We start from the raw sequence: 18,016 nt of genomic DNA on the forward strand, positions 1-18,016 counted from the left end.
TTTCTTATTCTAAAAAGTCTTTCAGACGCTTACTACGAGAAGGATGTCGTAATTTACGAAGAGCTTTCGCCTCGATTTGACGAATCCGCTCACGAGTTACTCCGAATACTTTACCAACTTCTTCAAGAGTTCTAGTTCTGCCGTCGTCTAATCCAAATCGCAATCGAAGGACATTTTCTTCACGATCTGTCAGTGTATCCAAAACATCTTCAAGCTGCTCTTTCAACAATTCATAAGCTGCATGATCAGAAGGAGACTGCGCTTCCGAGTCTTCAATGAAATCTCCCAAATGCGAATCGTCCTCTTCACCAATCGGTGTTTCGAGTGATACCGGTTCTTGTGCAATCTTAAGGATTTCTCGAACTTTTTCAGGAGTCAGTTCCATCTCTTCACCGATTTCCTCAGGTGAAGGTTCTCTTCCTAAGTCTTGCAATAACTGACGCTGAACCCGGATGAGCTTGTTAATTGTCTCTACCATGTGAACAGGTATACGGATCGTTCTCGCTTGGTCTGCGATTGCACGTGTAATCGCCTGGCGAATCCACCATGTCGCATACGTACTAAACTTAAAACCTTTTGTATGGTCAAACTTTTCAACGGCTTTAATAAGACCCATATTTCCTTCTTGGATCAAATCTAAAAAGAGCATACCTCTTCCTACATATCGTTTTGCAATACTTACAACAAGACGTAAGTTAGCTTCTGCTAAGCGTTTCTTAGCTTCCTCTTCACCTGCAATAATACGTTTAGCAAGAGCTACTTCTTCTTTACCTGTAAGCAAATCAACACGGCCAATTTCTTTTAAGTACATGCGGACGGGATCATTAATTTTCACACCCGGCGGAACGCTCAGGTCATTCAGGTCGAACCGTTCTTCATCTGCAGCAGGCTTGCCCGGCGCTTCTTCAGAACTTTCTTCTTTGCCTTCCATCTCAATACCAGCTGCCTCGATTTGATCGAGGAACTCTTCAAACTGGTCGGGCTCCATTTCAAAAGTAGCCAATTTTTCAGTGACTTCTTCTATTGTCAACTCGCCACTCTTTTTACCGGTTTCCAGCAAAGCAGCTTTGACTTCCTCCAACGTTGTCTCTGTTTCTCCAGTTAGTTCCTCTTTTTTAGCCATAATAACCTGTTCCTCCTTAGTACGCCGGTCGGCTTACATTGCCGATAATGATTTCCGGAGCTGTATGATCTCTCTCGCTAGCTGAAGTGCTGCGGGTAGATCGTTCATTTTTTCTGCATCTTTGGCTTCGTGCATTTTTTGCGTAATGAGCTGTTGAATTCGGTGTTTCTTTAAATGTAAAACACAATCTTCCACTTCCCGCTCTGCGTGTTCTGGGTCCCGTTCCATCACAGCTGCTTCCAACACAATCTTTCGGAGTTCACGGTCTTCAATCGTTTCTGCAAATCGATGAAAATCAGGTGCACCATATTGCTCATAGAATCCCGCTAAATGGATATATATAGTAGCGTAATCATCATGAACAAACAGATCCTCGTGGTGATTCTGAATCGTGTCAAATAAGGTCCCATCGTTCAACAGATGACTTAACAGTAGCCTCTGTGCACGTCCTGTCGCAGAGAGGCTTTGCTTTCTTTGTTGTATGATCGGCATGACGGGCTCGGAAAAGCTGTCAGGTTGTGACTTTCTGACGGCTTTCCCTGCAGCTTTTGCATACTGCTGCTCGAGCGCATCAACCGAAACATTGGTATCCATCGACAGTTGTCTCAACATCATGTCTTTTTCTACCGGTGCCAAGACTCCCGCAAGTTCTTCCATCACTTCATGGATATATTGCAGTACATCATTTTCATGTGATAAATTTTTAGACCTTTTTGCATATGCCATAATGAAAGACATATAAGAATGAGGACGACCCAGAATCTTTTCCTGAAATGCTTCAATTCCATTTTCAGAAATGTAATCATCAGGATCCATTTTATTAGGAAGTACTGCAACCTTAAGAGAAAACCCTTTCTGCATGACGAGCTCTGCAAAACGTTTAGAAGCTTCCCAACCTGCGTTGTCCCCATCACAACAAATAATAAGATCGTTAGTAATCCGCTTCAACTTGATCAGTTGAGTATCTGATAACGCTGTCCCCATGACTGCTACAGTATTTTCAATACCATTTCGATCCGCAGACAACGTATCCATAAATCCTTCGAATACTATTACATTACCCTTTTTCCGAGCATTAAGACGTGCACGGTGAAAATTATACAACAATCGACCTTTTTCGAATATAGGAGTCTCCGGACTATTTAGGTACTTCGCGTCTTTTTCGGTCTTCTCAAGCACTCTGCCAGAGAACCCGACTATTGTACCATGATCGTCATAAAGTGGAAACATTACTCTTCCGCGGAACCGATCAAAAAATCCAGTTCCATTGTCTCGTTGGATGACAAGTCCTGCTTGTTCCATCTCATTCATATCAAAACCTTGACGCTGTAAAAGGGAAGATAGCGCCTCCCAGTCATCAAGTGCCCATCCTATACTATACTTTTCGATGTTTTCCCTTGTAAATCCTCTTTGTTCAAGATATTGATATGCTTTTTCGCCTTCCACCGTATTTAACAAGAGGTGATTATAGAAGTTTGCCGCGAATTCATGGGCTTCATACATCTGTTTGTGCGCCACATCTTTTTCTGACGCACTTCCCATCTCAATAGATGCATCAATCGGAATATCAAGTCGCTCAGCAAGCTGTACGACTGCTTCTGTAAATGGACGGTTATCAATGTCCATTATAAAAGTGATTGCGTTTCCACTTGCCCCACAGCCAAAGCAGTGAAAGAGCTGTTTATCTTCAGATACCGAAAAAGACGGGGTACTTTCTCCATGAAATGGACACAACCCAAACCAATTCTTTCCTCTCTTCGTAAGCCGGACATGCTCACCTATTAGATCCACAATATCCGTCTTTGAACGTATCTCCTCTATTGTCTGTTCAGGAATTTTTGACATGCCATCACCATCTTCACTGTCTTTAAATTCGATGTATCCATTAAAAATCCTTCTTATTCGACAAATTTTTTATTTTTCCCCGAAACTGCTATTTTACAGGAATATATCTGTGAATACTAGTTATAGTTCTAAAAGGAGATGTGAACGAAAAAAGAGGGACCCGCCTTATCGATGGAGGTCCTTCCGAATTTGCTCAAATTTCCGGCTATTCATATGCGATAAAATTACATTTGCTGTCTCTTCCACTGCTCGATTTGAGACATCAATTACCGTACATCCGATTTTACTAACAACTTTATTGAAGTGAGCGATTTCTTGTTCGATTCTATCGATTTTTGCATAATTCGCATCATCTTTTAGCCCTAATGCAATTAAACGTTCCTTACGAATCGAATTGAGAATCTCAGGAGAAATGACAAGCCCAAAACACTTATCAGGATCGATTTCATAAAGTTCTGCCGGGGGCTCGACCTCGGGAACGAGTGGAACATTAGCGACTTTAAAGCGCTGATGAGCTAAATATTGAGAAAGAGGAGTCTTAGAAGTCCTGGAAATTCCCACGAGTACAATGTCTGCATTTAATACTCCACGTGGGTCACGTCCATCGTCATATTTCACAGCAAATTCTATGGCTTCAATCTTTCGGAAGTAGTCTTCATCCAACTGTCGGACAAGTCCTGGTTCTTCAGTTGGCTTTTCATCTAAAACTTGTTCAAGAGACTTCATAATGGGACCTAATAAATCTAAACACTGTACTTCACGCTCCCGACAACACTCTGTCAGCGATTCTCTCATATCACTACGAACTAATGTATAGACGATGACAGCTTTTTGTTGTTCAGCAAGCCAGGCAATTTCTTCAAGCTGACTTTTTTCTTCAATATGGGAAAATCGTTTCATCGAAACCGTATCCAAATCTTGGCGGAACTGACTCGCTGCCGCTTTCGCCACAAGTTCCGCAGTTTCACCAACTGAATCTGAAACGATAAAAAACTTGAGTTTTTTCATAGGACTCACCTCATAGCTCATGATCTTGTGCAAGTGTTAAAAACGCTGCAGTTATATTTGTTTTTGTAATTCTTCCAACCACTTCTAGACCTTCTTTTGCTGTCCCTATTACAGGTAACGAATCTATTTGCTTATCCATCATTTTTCGAGCAGCAGATAAAAGTGTGTCTTTCTTGTGACAGTATATAACATTCGGCATTCGGGTCATAATGACGTGTACGGGTATTTTTTCAAGCTCCGTATTCCCTATACTTGTCCGCAATAAGTCTTTTCGTGAAAGGACTCCTGTTAAACAGGCTTCTTCATCTACAACAAACAATGTACCTACATCTTGTAAAAACATCTGGCAAATTGCGTCATAAACTGAACTGTGTTCTGGTACAACAGCTGGAGTAGATTGAAAGTCACCAACTTTCATGCCAATCATTTCATCTCCCACGGAATGCACTTGCTTTTTACCCGAGTAGAAATAACCAACACGAGGGCGCGCGTCTAAATAGCCTGCCATTGTAAGGATGGCTAAATCAGGTCGTATGGTAGCTCTTGTTAAGTTTAACCGCTCGGCAATATGTTCTCCGGTAATCGGTCCGTCCGCCTTGACGATCTCGAGGATCTCCGTCTGGCGCTTATTGAGTTCCATCTATGTCACCGTCCTAAGCGTTCAATTAAACAAATCTTACTTTAGTATATAACAAATCCAGTTCTATTGCGAAGAATCATGAACCGTGCTAAACTAAACTCAACATTTGAATAGGCGAAGAAAGGTCAATAAGTACTGTCAGCAAAAAGCGAACGGGGATAGTGAGAGCCCGTACTTGACATGAAAAGGCAACCTGGAGCCATAGTAAGCTTAAAGAGGACTGTTTAGTTGCGCAGTCAATCGAGGTGGAACCGCGGGGCATTACGCACCCGTCCTCGGACATATGTCCGAGGATGGGTGCTTATTTTAATTGGAGGGATTATTATGTATACAATGGAACAAATTGTGAACGTTTCAAAACAGCGTGGATTCGTATTTCCTGGATCTGAAATTTATGGAGGACTAGCGAATACATGGGACTACGGTCCACTTGGTATTGAACTGAAGAACAATATCAAACGTGCATGGTGGAAAAAATTCGTTCAAGAATCTCCACATAACGTAGGACTCGATGCTGCAATCTTGATGAACCCGAAAGTTTGGGAAGCGTCAGGCCATATCGGGAACTTTAATGATCCTATGATTGACTGTAAAAAGTGTAAAACACGTCATCGTGCAGACAAACTGATTGAAGATGCACTTGATGCTAAAGGTATGGAAATTGTTGTTGACGGAATGCCATTTGAGAAGATGAAGGACTTGATCATCGAGCATAATATCGTCTGTCCGTCTTGCTCTGCATTGGACTATACGGATATCCGCCAGTTCAACTTGATGTTCAAAACGACTCAAGGGGTTACTGATTCGTCTGCAAACGAAATCTTCTTACGTCCTGAAACGGCTCAAGGGATTTTTGTGAATTTCAAGAACGTGCAGCGCTCTATGCGTAAGAAACTCCCATTCGGTATCGCGCAAATCGGTAAAAGTTTCCGTAATGAGATTACTCCAGGTAACTTCACATTCCGCACACGTGAATTCGAACAGATGGAACTCGAATTCTTCTGTAAACCAGGTGAGGACGAAGAGTGGTATGCTTTCTGGCGTGATGCTTCGAAGAACTGGTTACTTGACCTCGGCCTAACTGAAGAGAATATGCGCCTTCGTGAGCACAATGAAGACGAACTATCCCACTACTCAAAAGGAACAGTCGATATCGAGTTCAAATTCCCGTTCGGTTGGGGTGAACTATGGGGCATCGCTAACCGTACAGACTTCGACTTGAAGCGTCATATGGAGTATTCCAATGAAGACTTCCATTACCAAGATCCTGTTACAAACGAAAAGTTTGTTCCGTTCTGTATCGAACCATCTGTCGGTGCTGACCGTGTCACTCTTGCATTCTTATGCGATGCGTTTGACGAAGAGGTACTTGAAGGCGATGACAAACGTACAGTCATGCGGTTCCACCCAGCTTTAGCACCTGTTAAAGCAGCTGTGTTGCCGTTATCCAAGAAGTTGGCTGAAGGCGCTGGAGATGTGTATGCAGAGCTTTGCAAGCACTTCCCTGTACAGTATGACGACTCACAGTCCATCGGTAAGCGTTACCGTCGACAAGATGAAATTGGTACTCCATTCTGCATTACGTACGATTTCGATTCTGAAGAAGATCGTCAAGTAACAGTACGTCACCGCGACTCAATGGAACAAGTTCGCTTGCCGATTGAAGAGCTAAAAGCTTATATCGAAGAACGTATTGCATTTTAACCAAAAACTAAAAACCGGCAGAGTCAGATTATTCATCTGACTCTGCCGGTTTTTCTTTTGTTGGTAATAGGTTAGGTGTCCGATCGAGCTGATCCAGAAAAGACCTTGATTTCAATCTCAGTCCTACTTGTTCATCATAAATTTGACGAACCAGCTTTTTCATGAATTGCTTGGTCGATTTTTTTAATGTAAGAGAACCTACTTGTGTAATCGGTACTGTTGCAAATGTACGGATGAGTTTCAGTTGAGCAGGAGTGATTCTTACGATATATGGATCCGTATGGAAGCAGCGATGGCACAAAAACCCTATTTCCTGGAACGAAAATGCAAATTCCCCTTCAACAGAACCGCATGACGCACAATGATGCAACACAGGGTGAATACCTGCTACGGGAAGCATCTTCCACTCAACGAACAGCGCTATGGCTTCAGGATCATATCCTTCGTTAATTGCATGCAATGCTTCGTATAATAGATTAAAGACGCCTGTGGATCGTTCACCATCATCAGTAAGTCTGTCTACCAATTCTACAATATAGCTGGCATACGAAGTGGCTTCCAAATCTTCACGTATATGACGCATGGAATCTATGGGCTCCCCTTGTTCAAGAGAACCCATCCCTTTTCCTGTACGCAATAAAAAGGATCCATAGACGAAGACTTGAGAAATGGAAGACAACCGACTGGCTGGTTTTTTTGCTCCCCTGGCCATTGCTGTCATCTTCCCTGCTTCCTTCGTTAAAATCGTTACAATCTTGTTGGTCTCACCGTAAGGCATCGTCCGTAGTACAATACCTTCCCATTTGTTCATCATGACGTTCGCCTCCACTAGTGTGCGGGACGATCAATACTCGTCGTCGCGGAAGCCAAATTCTTTCAGCTGTCCTGGTTTGTTGCGCCAATCTTTTTGTACTTTCACCCACAATTCAAGGAATACCTTAGAGCCTAATAACATTTCGATATCGCGTCGTGCTTTTGTACCAATTTGCTTCAACAAGGCTCCTTGCTTACCAATAACAATTCCTTTTTGTGAATCCCGATCAACAATAATTGTCGCCATAACATTGACAATATTTTTGTCTTCATCACGCGCAATTTTCTCAATAACAACTGCTATCGAATGCGGAACTTCTTCGCGTGTCAAGTGAAGTACTTTCTCACGAATCAACTCTGAAATAATGAAGCGTTCCGGATGATCGGTTACTTGGTCGTCCGGATAATATTTCGGGCCTTCCGGAAGATACTTGTTGATTGTCTCCATTAAGCGATCAACATTATTGCCGTTTAATGCTGATAACGGAACAATTTCTGCGAAGTCATATTCATCTACATAAGATGTAATGATTCCGAGCAAGTCATCAGGATGAACGAGGTCGATTTTGTTGATGACCAAGAACACTGGCGTATCTGAGTTCTTAAGCATTTCAATAACAAAGCGATCTCCAGGTCCGATTTTCTCGTTGGCATTCACCATAAACATGATCACATCTACTTCTTTTAATGTATTCTTGGCAGACTTCACCATAAAATCACCTAGCTTGTGCTTTGGCTTATGGATCCCTGGTGTATCAATGAATACAATCTGTGAACTATCGCCCGTGACGACCCCTTGAACCTTATTACGGGTTGTTTGAGGCTTATCGCTCATAATGGCAATCTTTTGACCGACGACACGATTCAAAAATGTTGATTTTCCAACGTTAGGTCTTCCAATTATAGAAACAAATCCTGATTTAAATTCACTTTGCGCCATATTCGAGGTCCTCCTTACGAAACGCACCAGGTATCAGTTCTCCAACTGTTGTGTCCAGAACATCACCTTTAAGATTCGTTAAATAGACAGGCATGTCTACAGAACAAAATTCAGAAATCACTTGTCGGCATGCGCCACACGGTGAGATTGGTCCGTCTGTATCCCCTGTCACAGCTAGCGCTACGAAAGAGCGATTGCCTTCTGATATCGCTTTAAAAAAAGCAGTGCGTTCTGCACAATTTGTCATACTATAAGCTGAGTTTTCAATATTACACCCTTCAAATATGGTCCCGTCTTCTGTAAGTAAGGCAGCACCTACAGGAAATTTAGAATAGGGTACATATGCATTTTGCATTGCATGTTTTGCATGCTCCATGAGTTGTTGTTTGTCCAAAAATTCCACTCCATTCGTTTACATCAGCCATTTCGGCAAAAAGATCAGCAACCCAATTATCGCACTGGCGATAGAAAAAACAAGCACAGCCCCGGCTGCGAGGTCTTTTGCTTGTTTCGCTAAAGGATGCCTTTCTTGCGTAACTAAGTCTACCACACGCTCAACTGCAGCATTCATTAATTCTAATGCAATCATCAGTGCAATAACAGCGGTAATAATTATCCATTCAAATTGACTTAATCCAGTCAACCCTCCTACAACTATCACAACAATTGCTGCCACTAGATGAAACTTTACGTTCCGTTCCCTTGTTGCTCCATGCATAATACCCATCCAAGCGTAGGAGAATGCTTTGAAAAATGTTTTCACAGTTTTATCTCTCGAGTCCGTACGACTTTAAGATTTCATCTTGTCGACCGAACATTTTCTTTTCATCAGTTTCCGTCATGTGATCATATCCGAGCAAGTGCAAAAAGCCATGCAATGCGAGGAATCCAAGTTCTCTCTCCACACTATGCCCATAGTCTTTGGCTTGGCGTTGAGCGGTTTCTACCGATATTAGCAAGTCGCCCAAATGACGTGGCATATCATCTGCACCGATGATAGCCGCTTCTCCTTCACCCTCTTCTTCAAGAGCAAATGAGATGACGTCTGTTGGCTGATCTTTCCCTCGGTAATCTCGGTTGATCTGTTTTATGGAGCTATCATCTAAAAAAGTGACCGACAGTTCAGTTCCATCTTCAAGGCCTTCTGCATCAGCAGCAAAAGAAAGGAGCTTCTGAATAAGTTTTTCTGCAATTTGCCCATCACCATTTATTTCATCAATAAAATCGATTTCCAACATATACTCCCTCCTCAGTTTCCTTATTTCGGGTATTCAATCCGGCTATGAAAAATACCGTTCAACGTTTCACAAATCACTTGTTCCACAGTACGGATTTCTTTCAAGGACAACTCACATTCATCGAATTGGCCATCGTTAAGTTTGTCCTTCACTATCGATTTAACCAAACCCGAGATTTTTTCAGGAGTCGGTTCTTTCATTGAACGAACGGCCGCTTCACAACTATCTGCAATTGAAATGACTGCAATTTCTTTCGTTTGCGGTTTTGGTCCGTGGTATCTAAAATCGTCCTCTACTACATCTTTCCCTTGTTCCTTCGCTTTAAAATAAAAGTACTTCAAGAAACTGGTTCCGTGGTGTTGACGTGCGATATCTATAATTTGTTGAGGCATCTTCTTTGCAGCAAGTAGATCTGCGCCATCTCCCGCATGAGCAATAATAATATCGCGACTTTCTTCAGGTGTTAGCTGATCATGGGGATTCACACCATGCTGATTTTCGATAAAATACAAAGGTCTTACTGTCTTTCCAATATCATGATAGTAACTGCCCACTCGAGCTAGTAATCCATTCGCTCCAATCGCCTCACAAGCCGCGTCGGCTAAATTGGCGACCATCACACTGTGATGATACGTTCCTGGTGTTTCTGTCAATACCTTTTTCAATAGTGGATGGTTTGGATTGGATAACTCAACTAGACGTAAATCAGAGACGATCCCAAATATCGATTCAAAGAACGGCAACAAGCCAATCGTGAGCGCCGCAGAGAGAATAGCTGAGCTGATTGCAGCTATCGCATAAAAAAGTATTTCCGAAAGCGTATAGGTAGATTGTGTCATAAGTAGATAAAACGCAACGTACAACAAATTTGCAATGGCGACCGCCAAGCTTGTTCTCATAATCGTAAGACGTCTTCCACTTTCACCAAGGACAAGTAGCGCCGTTACACCGCCTAGTAGGAAATACAATACTACTTCCATTTGCATTATCGACGTAACGCCTTCTTGTAACATGAGGCCACTTGTTGCAGCAATCATTACGACAGAGAGTATGGCTAATCGTTCATTCGTAAGAATTTTCACTAGCAAAGGTGCTAATGCAGCAGGAAAAAGAAATGAGACTTGGACATCGAACTCTTTTTCCAATACACCTGTAAACTTCATCATTACAACAACTAAAAAGAAAATCGAGTAAAAGATAAGTAGTGCTTTCTTTAAGACTTGTTTATCTTCTTTTCTTGACATGAAATGAACATAGACAAGACCCGACAAAAGGACAATCAAACAAATTAGTGCAAGTATCGGTTTGATAGATGTTTGGTTTGTCAGCAATCCCGTTACTTCAAGCTGTCGGTAAATTTCCTTATCAATCACTTGACCTTCCCTTACAATCACTTGCCCTTGTAGGATTCTGGTTGGTTCTATACTATCTCGAGCCTGTTTCAATCGTTCCTCTGTCAAATCTTCGTTGACAGTTTCTGTAGGGACAATTAACGGTCGTACTAGCTGAATCATCGTTTGAACTTGTCCATCAGGAATTTTTGAAGAAGTTCTGAGTTTACGCTCAGCATCATATTGAGCAACCGTTACATCTTTTGCCTTAATCGGTTTCGATAGTTCAGATGCCACAATTTTAATGAGTTCAGAGCGCATCTCTAGTAATACTGCTTCATTTTCAGTGAGTAGTCCTGTTAAAACGGTTTCACTCAAGTAAATGTCTGGTTCAGTCTCTTTTAATTCTTTTAACTTATTATTCATTTCACGAATTGCCGATTTCAGCGAAGTTGCCGAAATCGTCTCTTCTTCACTTAATGTACTTTTTTTCACTTCAAGAATATAGTCGAACAATGAGGAAGCGATTGACTGTCGATTGGTAGAAATCTCTTCATTGAACTGATATACAGGTGGTTGTTCTTCTGCAACACGATCACGCTCTTCCTCTGTTTTCACAGTATCCTCTACCGTTTTTAAAGATCGGAGCGTACTTGGAGCAATTTGAAATGGTGTTAACTCGTAAGTCTCTTGCTTCACATCATCATAAATGAAAAAAAATAAAACGACTGCAGACAATCCAATAACCAACCAGGCAGTTACATGAAACTTTAAGGACTTGATAAGTTGGATCAACGGCTTTAGCATCCCTTGAATCCCCTTTCAGTCTGAAATACAAAAAGTATGTAAGGAGCAGCCCGGTTAGGACTGCTCTTCTTCGTATGCATCGATAATTTTTGCAACAATAGGATGTCGGACCACGTCAGCTGGCTCTAAATATTGGAAGTGGATCTCTCGAACTTTTGACAAAATAGACTCCGCCGCAATGAGGCCCGACTTTGAACCCTTGGGTAAATCTATCTGTGTCTTGTCTCCCGTAATGACCATTTTAGAACCGAAGCCCAATCGAGTTAAGAACATTTTCATTTGAGCGTGCGTCGTATTTTGCGCTTCATCAAGAATAACAAACGCATCATCCAGTGTACGTCCTCTCATATAAGCAAGAGGAGCAATTTCAATGGTTCCTCGTTCTATTAGACGTTCCGTATGTTCAGCGCCTAACATATCATGTAGTGCGTCGTAAAGTGGACGCAAATAGGGATCGACTTTGTCTTTTAAATCACCAGGCAAAAAGCCTAAACTTTCTCCAGCTTCCACAGCCGGTCGCGTTAAAATAATTCGTTTTGCAGAACCGGTTTTCATGGCATGCACGGCAAGTACAACGGCCAAATACGTTTTCCCAGTTCCAGCAGGTCCAATACAAAATGTTAGGTCGTTCTGTCGGATTGCTTGAACATATTCCCGTTGTCCGATTGTTTTAGCACGAATCACTTTCCCTTTACTGTTCCGAGCGATTTCCACATCATACAGTTCGGCAAAGTATTCAATAGTACCATTATTCACCATTTCAATAGCAGTTGCAACATCTCTTTGGTTTATTTGGATTCCTTTGCGAATCACTTTCAACAATTGTTCTAAGAGTTGTTTCGCTGCATCTGTATTCTCTTCCGACCCTTTGAGAGAAATCGTTTCACCTCGTGACAGTACAGCAACGGATAGATTTTCTTCAATCAGCTTAATGTTCTGGTCGGAAATTCCAAGTAACATGATCGCTTCGTTTGGATCTTCTAGATGTAGTTGAAGTTGTTGTTCACTCAATCAATCGTCTCCCCCTTGGGATAATGGTCTTTTTACCGCAATATTTTCGTTGATCAAAAAAAGTATAGTCCCTGTTACTTTATCACTACCAAACGTCACCTGTAAAATATTTTCATCCTTTATATCCTTTTCAAATGAGGTTTCAGATAGTAATTTATGTTTTAATAATGGGACTAAAAAATTTTTCTCCATTCCTTTTTCTAAAGTAATAGTTTTTACGGTATTATCCACTTCTTCATTCCACTCTACAATCTTCCAAAATGGACGATTTGCAGATTGTTGTTTCAGCCATGGTAAGTGCCATTCTATAGACACACTTTTTTCCCCAGCAGCGCGATATTGAATCGTTTTCGGTAATGAGAATTTGTACTCTAGCCAATAGTCCGCAAAAACAGCACCTTCTGCTCCTACTACTGCCACCTTATCACCTTGTTCTAATACGCCTGTCGCCAGCAGATCCCCTTTTTTAACGGTTTGGTTAAGTCGAGCGACCCTTTCTCCACTTTTTAGCTGAAAGCCTGTAATGACTCCTCCAGTGCGTGCTGCTAACTCACCCGGTTTCCCTGTTTTTTCAACCTTGCTTGAGGTTTTTGGTGAAATCATCGGAATCACAGTAAGTGTTGCACCCTTTTTTTCGAAGCGCACCCATGATAAGTCCGGCTCATCAGTCATAATTTGGCTCCGGATCGTTGTCTCATCTGGTAGCTGACGCAACAACTTCATTGGAACGACTGCTGACTTTTGCAAAGTTTGTTCTATTCGTTCAGCAATTTCAGGATGCTCCGCATCAACGTTTACTTGCCACAGAAACAGCGAAGCAAGAAACGGGATAATGCAGAGCAGTAAAGCGACCCACGAATGGAATAATCGATTAATCGGGGTTCCATCACCTAAGCGCTCAACATGGACTTTCAATTTAAATCGTCGCCTATTTGTACGGATGTACTTTAAACCACTTGAGTCTGTACGAAACCAAATAGCACCATCTATGTGTTCAAGTCTCGAAACACGTTTCTTATTCCGAATCATCTCGTTCACTAGATGGGCGGGTTTTCCTTCGCCTTTCAATTCTACGTCAAATAGCTTACGCTTCATACACCTCTCCTTCCTTCGCGTCTTTCGTAATCCGAAGTTCGTGTAACTCTGTGAAGGAGAGTAACGCTGATTTTTCCATTAACATGTCAAAATGAATATCAGTGCCTTTAATATGGATGATATAGCCTTCCTTACGTAATTTCGCATACCCTTCGGAAATGATCACTAGCTCATACCCACCAAGTACTTTGAGTGAAGTTAAATCTTCCAGTGAAATTAAAGATCCCATTTCAAATAGTTTTCTCAACGCATTGACCCCCTATACCATTCTTATGCTCGGTACAGGGGGTCAATGCGTATTGGTTTATTGTTTAGATTTAGGTGGCCCCAGAATTTCTGAAAACACGATCCCTCTCAGTATATCTTGTTTACTCGTAACATCCACATTAAGGGATTCACTCTTCACAAACCGCTGTTGGTCTGGATTATGCGTCGAGAGTCTACCTGAAGATCGAGAACTTGTTTGTCTTTCTGGTCGACCTGATTTTGGGCTTACAGGCTTTCTCATAGGTGCTTCAGGAATTAAAACAGGTTCAATCGGAACGGGTTGTTCTGCGACCGTTTTCCGCTGATCTTGTTGGATTTCCTTATAAATTTCACCTGTTAGCTCTTTTAATCTTTTAAAAGGATCCATCTGTTCAGAGGTTGATGACTGTCGTGTCTGAGTCTGTTGAGCTCGTTGTGGCATCGACTGTCTCTCTGTCACTGGTTGCTTTTTAGGCATCTCAGTTTTCTGAGGTGTCCCTTGCTTCTGACTTTGATCGTCGCTCTTATTCTTCTTACCGAATAACGTACTGATAAGTCCAATCGCAATCAGAATTATAATTTGTTCCATCAGCACATCCCCTTTCCGGGAAGTTGCGGTTTATCATTAGTTCTTCGGCTTATTGTCCTGATCGCCAGAACCGCTTATTTTCCCGATGGAATCTCTCATACCTGTATCTGCTTGAAGATTCTTATAGTTCATGTAATCCATCACACCAATATTGCCGCTACGAAGTGCTTCAGCCATAGCAAGTGGTACTTCTGCTTCTGCTTCTACAACCTTAGAGCGCATTTCAACAACTTTGGCACTCATTTCTTGTTCGCTAGCAACAGCCATTGCACGACGCTCTTCAGCTTTTGCCTGTGCAATATTCTTATCTGCTTGAGCTTGCTCAGTTTGAAGTTCTGCACCAATGTTCTTACCGATATCAACGTCAGCGATATCAATAGATAGGATTTCAAATGCTGTTCCAGAATCCAATCCTTTTGTAAGGACTGTTTGAGAAATCAAATCCGGATTTTCCAATACTTTTGCGTGGTCAATTGAAGAACCGATTGTACTAACAATACCTTCACCAACACGAGCAACAATTGTCTCTTCACCAGCACCACCGACGAGACGGTCGATGTTAGCCCGAACTGTAATACGCGCTTTCGCTTTCACTTCGATACCGTTCATCGCAACACCCGCGATGAATGGTGTTTCAATAACTTTAGGGTTTACAGACATTTGTACGGCTTGCAACACGTCACGACCTGCAAGGTCAATTGCTGCAGCACGTTCGAATGTCAGTTCAATATTTGCACGTTGAGCTGCAATTAGTGCGTTTACAACGCGGTCAACGTTACCACCAGCAAGGTAATGACTCTCTAGCTGATTAATCGAAACGTCCACTCCTGCTTTGTGTGCTTTAATGAGTGGGTTTACAACACGGCTTGGAATTACTCTTCTAAGACGCATTCCCACTAATGTAAAGATGCTTACTCTGACTCCTGCTGATATTGCGGAAATCCACAATGCAACGGGTACGAACGTAAAGAACACAGACAACACGATAATCGCAACGACGGCGATTACTACGATCCCAATTAGACTACCACTGATCATCCTTCATTCCCCTCCATTTCTTGAAGTTCCCTGACAACTGTCCGAGATCCTTCAACTTTCACTATCTTAACACGCTTTCCTTTATCAATGTAGTTTCCTTCTGAAACGACATCGATTCGTTCTCCGTCTAACACGATTGCTCCTGATGGACGTAACGGTGTTAGAGTGATTGCTGTCTTACCAAGCCAATCAATACGGTTTACATTTGAAACATATCCGCTTTCCGTATCCGTTGCGTCCATAAGAATCATTCTGTTCAACAAATGCAGTTTCTTTCCAAAGAATTTCATAATAACCACCATCCCCGTTGTAGCAATTATTAGTGCAATGAGCACAGAAATCGCCATATATGCAGGATTCGCACCTGCCATTATAATACTACCGGTGACAGCGACTGCACCCGCTATTCCTGCAATCCCATGGGGCAAGAACAACTCCGCAACAATCAATCCCGCACCAAGGAGGAACAAGAGAATCGCTTCATAGCCCGCTAAACCGGCTATCAAATGTCCGTAGAAAAAGAGTAATAGAGCTGAAACTCCCATTGTACCCGCTACACCAAATCCTGGGGAGTACAATTCTACAATTAACCCAAGACCTGCTATTGAAAGTAATATTGGAACAACTACAGGATTGGTAATGAATCGTGCAATCTTTTCACTAAATGTCGGATCCGTAGAGATAGTTGTTACATCTTTCATGCCGATTTCCGCCAACAACTCATCATAATTAGCGACTGTTCCTTCACTGTATCGGACATCCGGTAATGCAGCTTCACGGTCAGTCAATGTTAACAACTCACCTTTACCCGCGCGGAATTCCGGGAGATCTTCCTCAGGATTTGCCATAGCCAGTGCAAATTTAGGATCACGTTTTTGTGACTCAGCCGCATTTTTCATGGCAGCTGACCATGCACTGCGGGCTTTCTTATCTGCCGCATTACCAGAACCGTCAATCACTGCAGAAGCACCCATTGTAGAACCTGGTGCCATATAAATTTCGTCTGCATGGAGGGCAAGAAAAGCCCCTGCTGATAAAGCCCGTTTGTTGATGTATGCAACAATTTTAGGTTCAGTCTCATCCATTAGCTTCGCGATTTCACCTGCAGTATCTGTAAAGCCTCCTGGTGTATTGATATCAAGCACAATTACATCTGCACCTGCTTCTTCAGCCTCATTGAAAGAACGTTTTAAAAACGCATACAATCCCTTCTCTACTTCATCATGAATAGGAACTTTGTAAACGGTTCCAGTTTTCGCTAGAGACGTAGTCGAAAATGGAAGTGCAACGGCTGAAACAATAAGTGTCAAAAGCAGAAATCCTCTAATGAGCTTCTGCAAAAACCCCACCTACTTTCTAAGTTGTTTGCTCTTCAAGTATACCTATTATACGGACGAAACACACGTAAGTTTCACTATACGGAAAGTTTCTTGTGAAAAATATTTCTGCGATTGTGAGTTCTTAAGGTTCTATGAGCTCTTTGGACTCCTATCAAGAAATGAACTTAATTTGTGAAGCTAAAAAAATAAGCCAGAAAATCCATAGGATTTTCTGGCTTACGCGCATTTTACTGGGTTAACGTTGCTTTAAGCAAACAATATAGGAGTTAATCAGAATTTGCGTTTACGAGCAGCTTCAGATTTCTTTTTACGCTTAACACTTGGCTTCTCATAAAACTCATGCTTTCTTACGTCTTGTATCGTACCACTCTTTGATACAGTACGTTTGAAGCGGCGAAGAGCATCTTCAAGTGATTCGTTCTTACGAACAGTTGTTTTAGTCATCTCTTGTCCCTCCCTCCGAACACACTTCGAACATAGCATACTGCTATGTACTTGAAAATTATAACGTATTATTTTCTAACGGTCAATATAAAAGATGAAATTAATAGTCGGATTTTGACTGAAGACCATTCATGATCGCAACACCGGAGCTTGCACCAATGCGTGTTGCACCTGCTTCTTTCATAGCTGTCAAATCTTCTAAACTACGAACTCCACCAGAAGCTTTGACGCCCATTTCTGGACCTACCGTGCTACGCATCAATTTAACGTCTTCAACTGTTGCTCCGCCAGTTGAAAATCCTGTGGAGGTTTTTACAAAATCCACTTTCGCAAGAACTGATAATTCACAAGCTGTACGCTTTTCTTCATCTGTAAGCAACGACGTCTCAATAATCACTTTTACGATGGCTTTTCCTGCTGCCGCGTTCACAACAGCTTCGATGTCTTGTTGAACTGCTTTCGTATCTCCACTTTTTAAAGCGCCAATGTTAATGACCATATCAATTTCACTTGCGCCGTTTTCAATCGCATTTTTCGTTTCAAATGCTTTAACCTCTGATGTTGTTGCACCGAGCGGAAAACCGATAACAGTGCAAGTTTTTACCGAGGTTCCCTTAAGTAATTCAGCAGCAGTCTTTACCCATGTTGGGTTTAAACATACAGAAGCAAATTCGTATTGCTTCGCTTCATTACAAAGTTCTATAACCTGTTCTTTTGTAGCATCTGCTTTTAATAATGTGTGATCGATCATTTTTGCTATTGAATTCATAGTTATGACCTCCTAGAGGATGTACGTACCTCTTC

19 protein-coding genes are annotated in these 18,016 nt (G+C 41.9%); 1 reads left to right on the forward strand and 18 read right to left on the reverse strand.

The features are described from left to right. Positions 1-4 precede the first annotated feature (4 nt). The 4 genes from rpoD to RL70_RS01560 form a co-directional block, all read right to left on the reverse strand. Positions 5-1,123: an RNA polymerase sigma factor RpoD gene (gene rpoD / locus RL70_RS01545; RefSeq protein WP_025784778.1), complete on the reverse strand. Its 1,119-nt coding sequence runs from the start codon at positions 1,121-1,123 to the stop codon at positions 5-7. 33 nt (positions 1,124-1,156) lie between these two features. After that, positions 1,157-2,968, reverse strand: coding sequence for a DNA primase (gene dnaG, locus RL70_RS01550; protein WP_039041685.1), 1,812 nt, complete (start codon positions 2,966-2,968; stop codon positions 1,157-1,159). A gap of 165 nt (positions 2,969-3,133) precedes the next feature. Next, the gene (locus RL70_RS01555; protein ID WP_039041686.1) at positions 3,134-3,976 is read right to left on the reverse strand and encodes a pyruvate, water dikinase regulatory protein; all 843 of its coding nucleotides are present in this window, start codon (positions 3,974-3,976) and stop codon (positions 3,134-3,136) included. Between the two features lie 10 nt (positions 3,977-3,986). Beyond that, complete coding sequence (locus RL70_RS01560) at positions 3,987-4,616, reverse strand: helix-turn-helix transcriptional regulator (RefSeq protein ID WP_039041687.1); 630 nt, start codon at positions 4,614-4,616, stop codon at positions 3,987-3,989. Between the two features lie 324 nt (positions 4,617-4,940). Here RL70_RS01560 and RL70_RS01565 point away from each other — a divergent pair, with 324 nt between their 5' ends. After that, positions 4,941-6,320, forward strand: a complete 1,380-nt coding sequence (locus RL70_RS01565; RefSeq protein WP_039041688.1) for a glycine--tRNA ligase — start codon at positions 4,941-4,943, stop codon at positions 6,318-6,320. 28 nt (positions 6,321-6,348) lie between these two features. On the opposite strand, the gene recO is transcribed toward RL70_RS01565, so the two are convergent. The 14 genes from recO to deoC form a co-directional block, all read right to left on the reverse strand. Further along, a complete protein-coding gene (gene recO / locus RL70_RS01570; protein ID WP_039041689.1) occupies positions 6,349-7,134 on the reverse strand; it encodes a DNA repair protein RecO in 786 nt (261 codons plus the stop codon). A gap of 30 nt (positions 7,135-7,164) precedes the next feature. Beyond that, positions 7,165-8,073, reverse strand: coding sequence for a GTPase Era (gene era / locus RL70_RS01575; protein WP_039041690.1), 909 nt, complete (start codon positions 8,071-8,073; stop codon positions 7,165-7,167). After that, on the reverse strand, positions 8,060-8,467 hold the full coding sequence (locus RL70_RS01580) for a cytidine deaminase (protein ID WP_039041691.1): 408 nt from the start codon (positions 8,465-8,467) through the stop codon (positions 8,060-8,062). Before RL70_RS01580 ends, era begins: the two co-directional genes overlap by 14 nt. A gap of 18 nt (positions 8,468-8,485) precedes the next feature. Further along, complete coding sequence (locus RL70_RS01585; RefSeq protein ID WP_052245731.1) at positions 8,486-8,800, reverse strand: diacylglycerol kinase family protein; 315 nt, start codon at positions 8,798-8,800, stop codon at positions 8,486-8,488. Between the two features lie 40 nt (positions 8,801-8,840). Then, positions 8,841-9,311 carry an rRNA maturation RNase YbeY gene (ybeY, locus tag RL70_RS01590; protein ID WP_039041693.1) on the reverse strand — a complete coding sequence of 157 codons (471 nt, stop codon included), beginning with the start codon at positions 9,309-9,311 and terminating at the stop codon, positions 8,841-8,843. A 20-nt stretch (positions 9,312-9,331) separates the two neighbouring features. Further along, positions 9,332-11,449, reverse strand: coding sequence for an HD family phosphohydrolase (locus tag RL70_RS01595; RefSeq protein WP_039041694.1), 2,118 nt, complete (start codon positions 11,447-11,449; stop codon positions 9,332-9,334). A gap of 54 nt (positions 11,450-11,503) precedes the next feature. Beyond that, positions 11,504-12,460 (reverse strand): PhoH family protein, encoded by a 957-nt coding sequence (locus RL70_RS01600; protein WP_039041695.1) that lies wholly within the window; start codon positions 12,458-12,460, stop codon positions 11,504-11,506. After that, positions 12,461-13,555 (reverse strand): sporulation protein YqfD, encoded by a 1,095-nt coding sequence (locus tag RL70_RS01605; protein WP_039041696.1) that lies wholly within the window; start codon positions 13,553-13,555, stop codon positions 12,461-12,463. Next, entirely contained in the window at positions 13,545-13,802 is a 258-nt protein-coding gene (locus RL70_RS01610; protein WP_039041697.1) for a hypothetical protein, read from the reverse strand. Before RL70_RS01610 ends, RL70_RS01605 begins: the two co-directional genes overlap by 11 nt. A gap of 57 nt (positions 13,803-13,859) precedes the next feature. Next, positions 13,860-14,390 (reverse strand): hypothetical protein, encoded by a 531-nt coding sequence (locus RL70_RS01615; protein WP_039041698.1) that lies wholly within the window; start codon positions 14,388-14,390, stop codon positions 13,860-13,862. Positions 14,391-14,426: 36 nt separating this feature from the next. Beyond that, complete coding sequence (floA, locus tag RL70_RS01620; RefSeq protein WP_039041699.1) at positions 14,427-15,428, reverse strand: flotillin-like protein FloA; 1,002 nt, start codon at positions 15,426-15,428, stop codon at positions 14,427-14,429. Continuing rightward, complete coding sequence (locus tag RL70_RS01625; protein WP_039041700.1) at positions 15,425-16,768, reverse strand: nodulation protein NfeD; 1,344 nt, start codon at positions 16,766-16,768, stop codon at positions 15,425-15,427. Before RL70_RS01625 ends, floA begins: the two co-directional genes overlap by 4 nt. Before the next feature lie 270 nt (positions 16,769-17,038). After that, a complete protein-coding gene (gene rpsU / locus RL70_RS01630; protein ID WP_025784794.1) occupies positions 17,039-17,212 on the reverse strand; it encodes a 30S ribosomal protein S21 in 174 nt (57 codons plus the stop codon). 100 nt (positions 17,213-17,312) lie between these two features. Further along, positions 17,313-17,981: a deoxyribose-phosphate aldolase gene (gene deoC / locus RL70_RS01635; protein ID WP_039041701.1), complete on the reverse strand. Its 669-nt coding sequence runs from the start codon at positions 17,979-17,981 to the stop codon at positions 17,313-17,315. Positions 17,982-18,016 lie beyond the last annotated feature (35 nt).

The organism is Sporosarcina sp. ZBG7A (genome assembly GCF_000813425.1).
Classification (GTDB): Bacteria; Bacillota; Bacilli; order Bacillales_A; family Planococcaceae; genus Sporosarcina.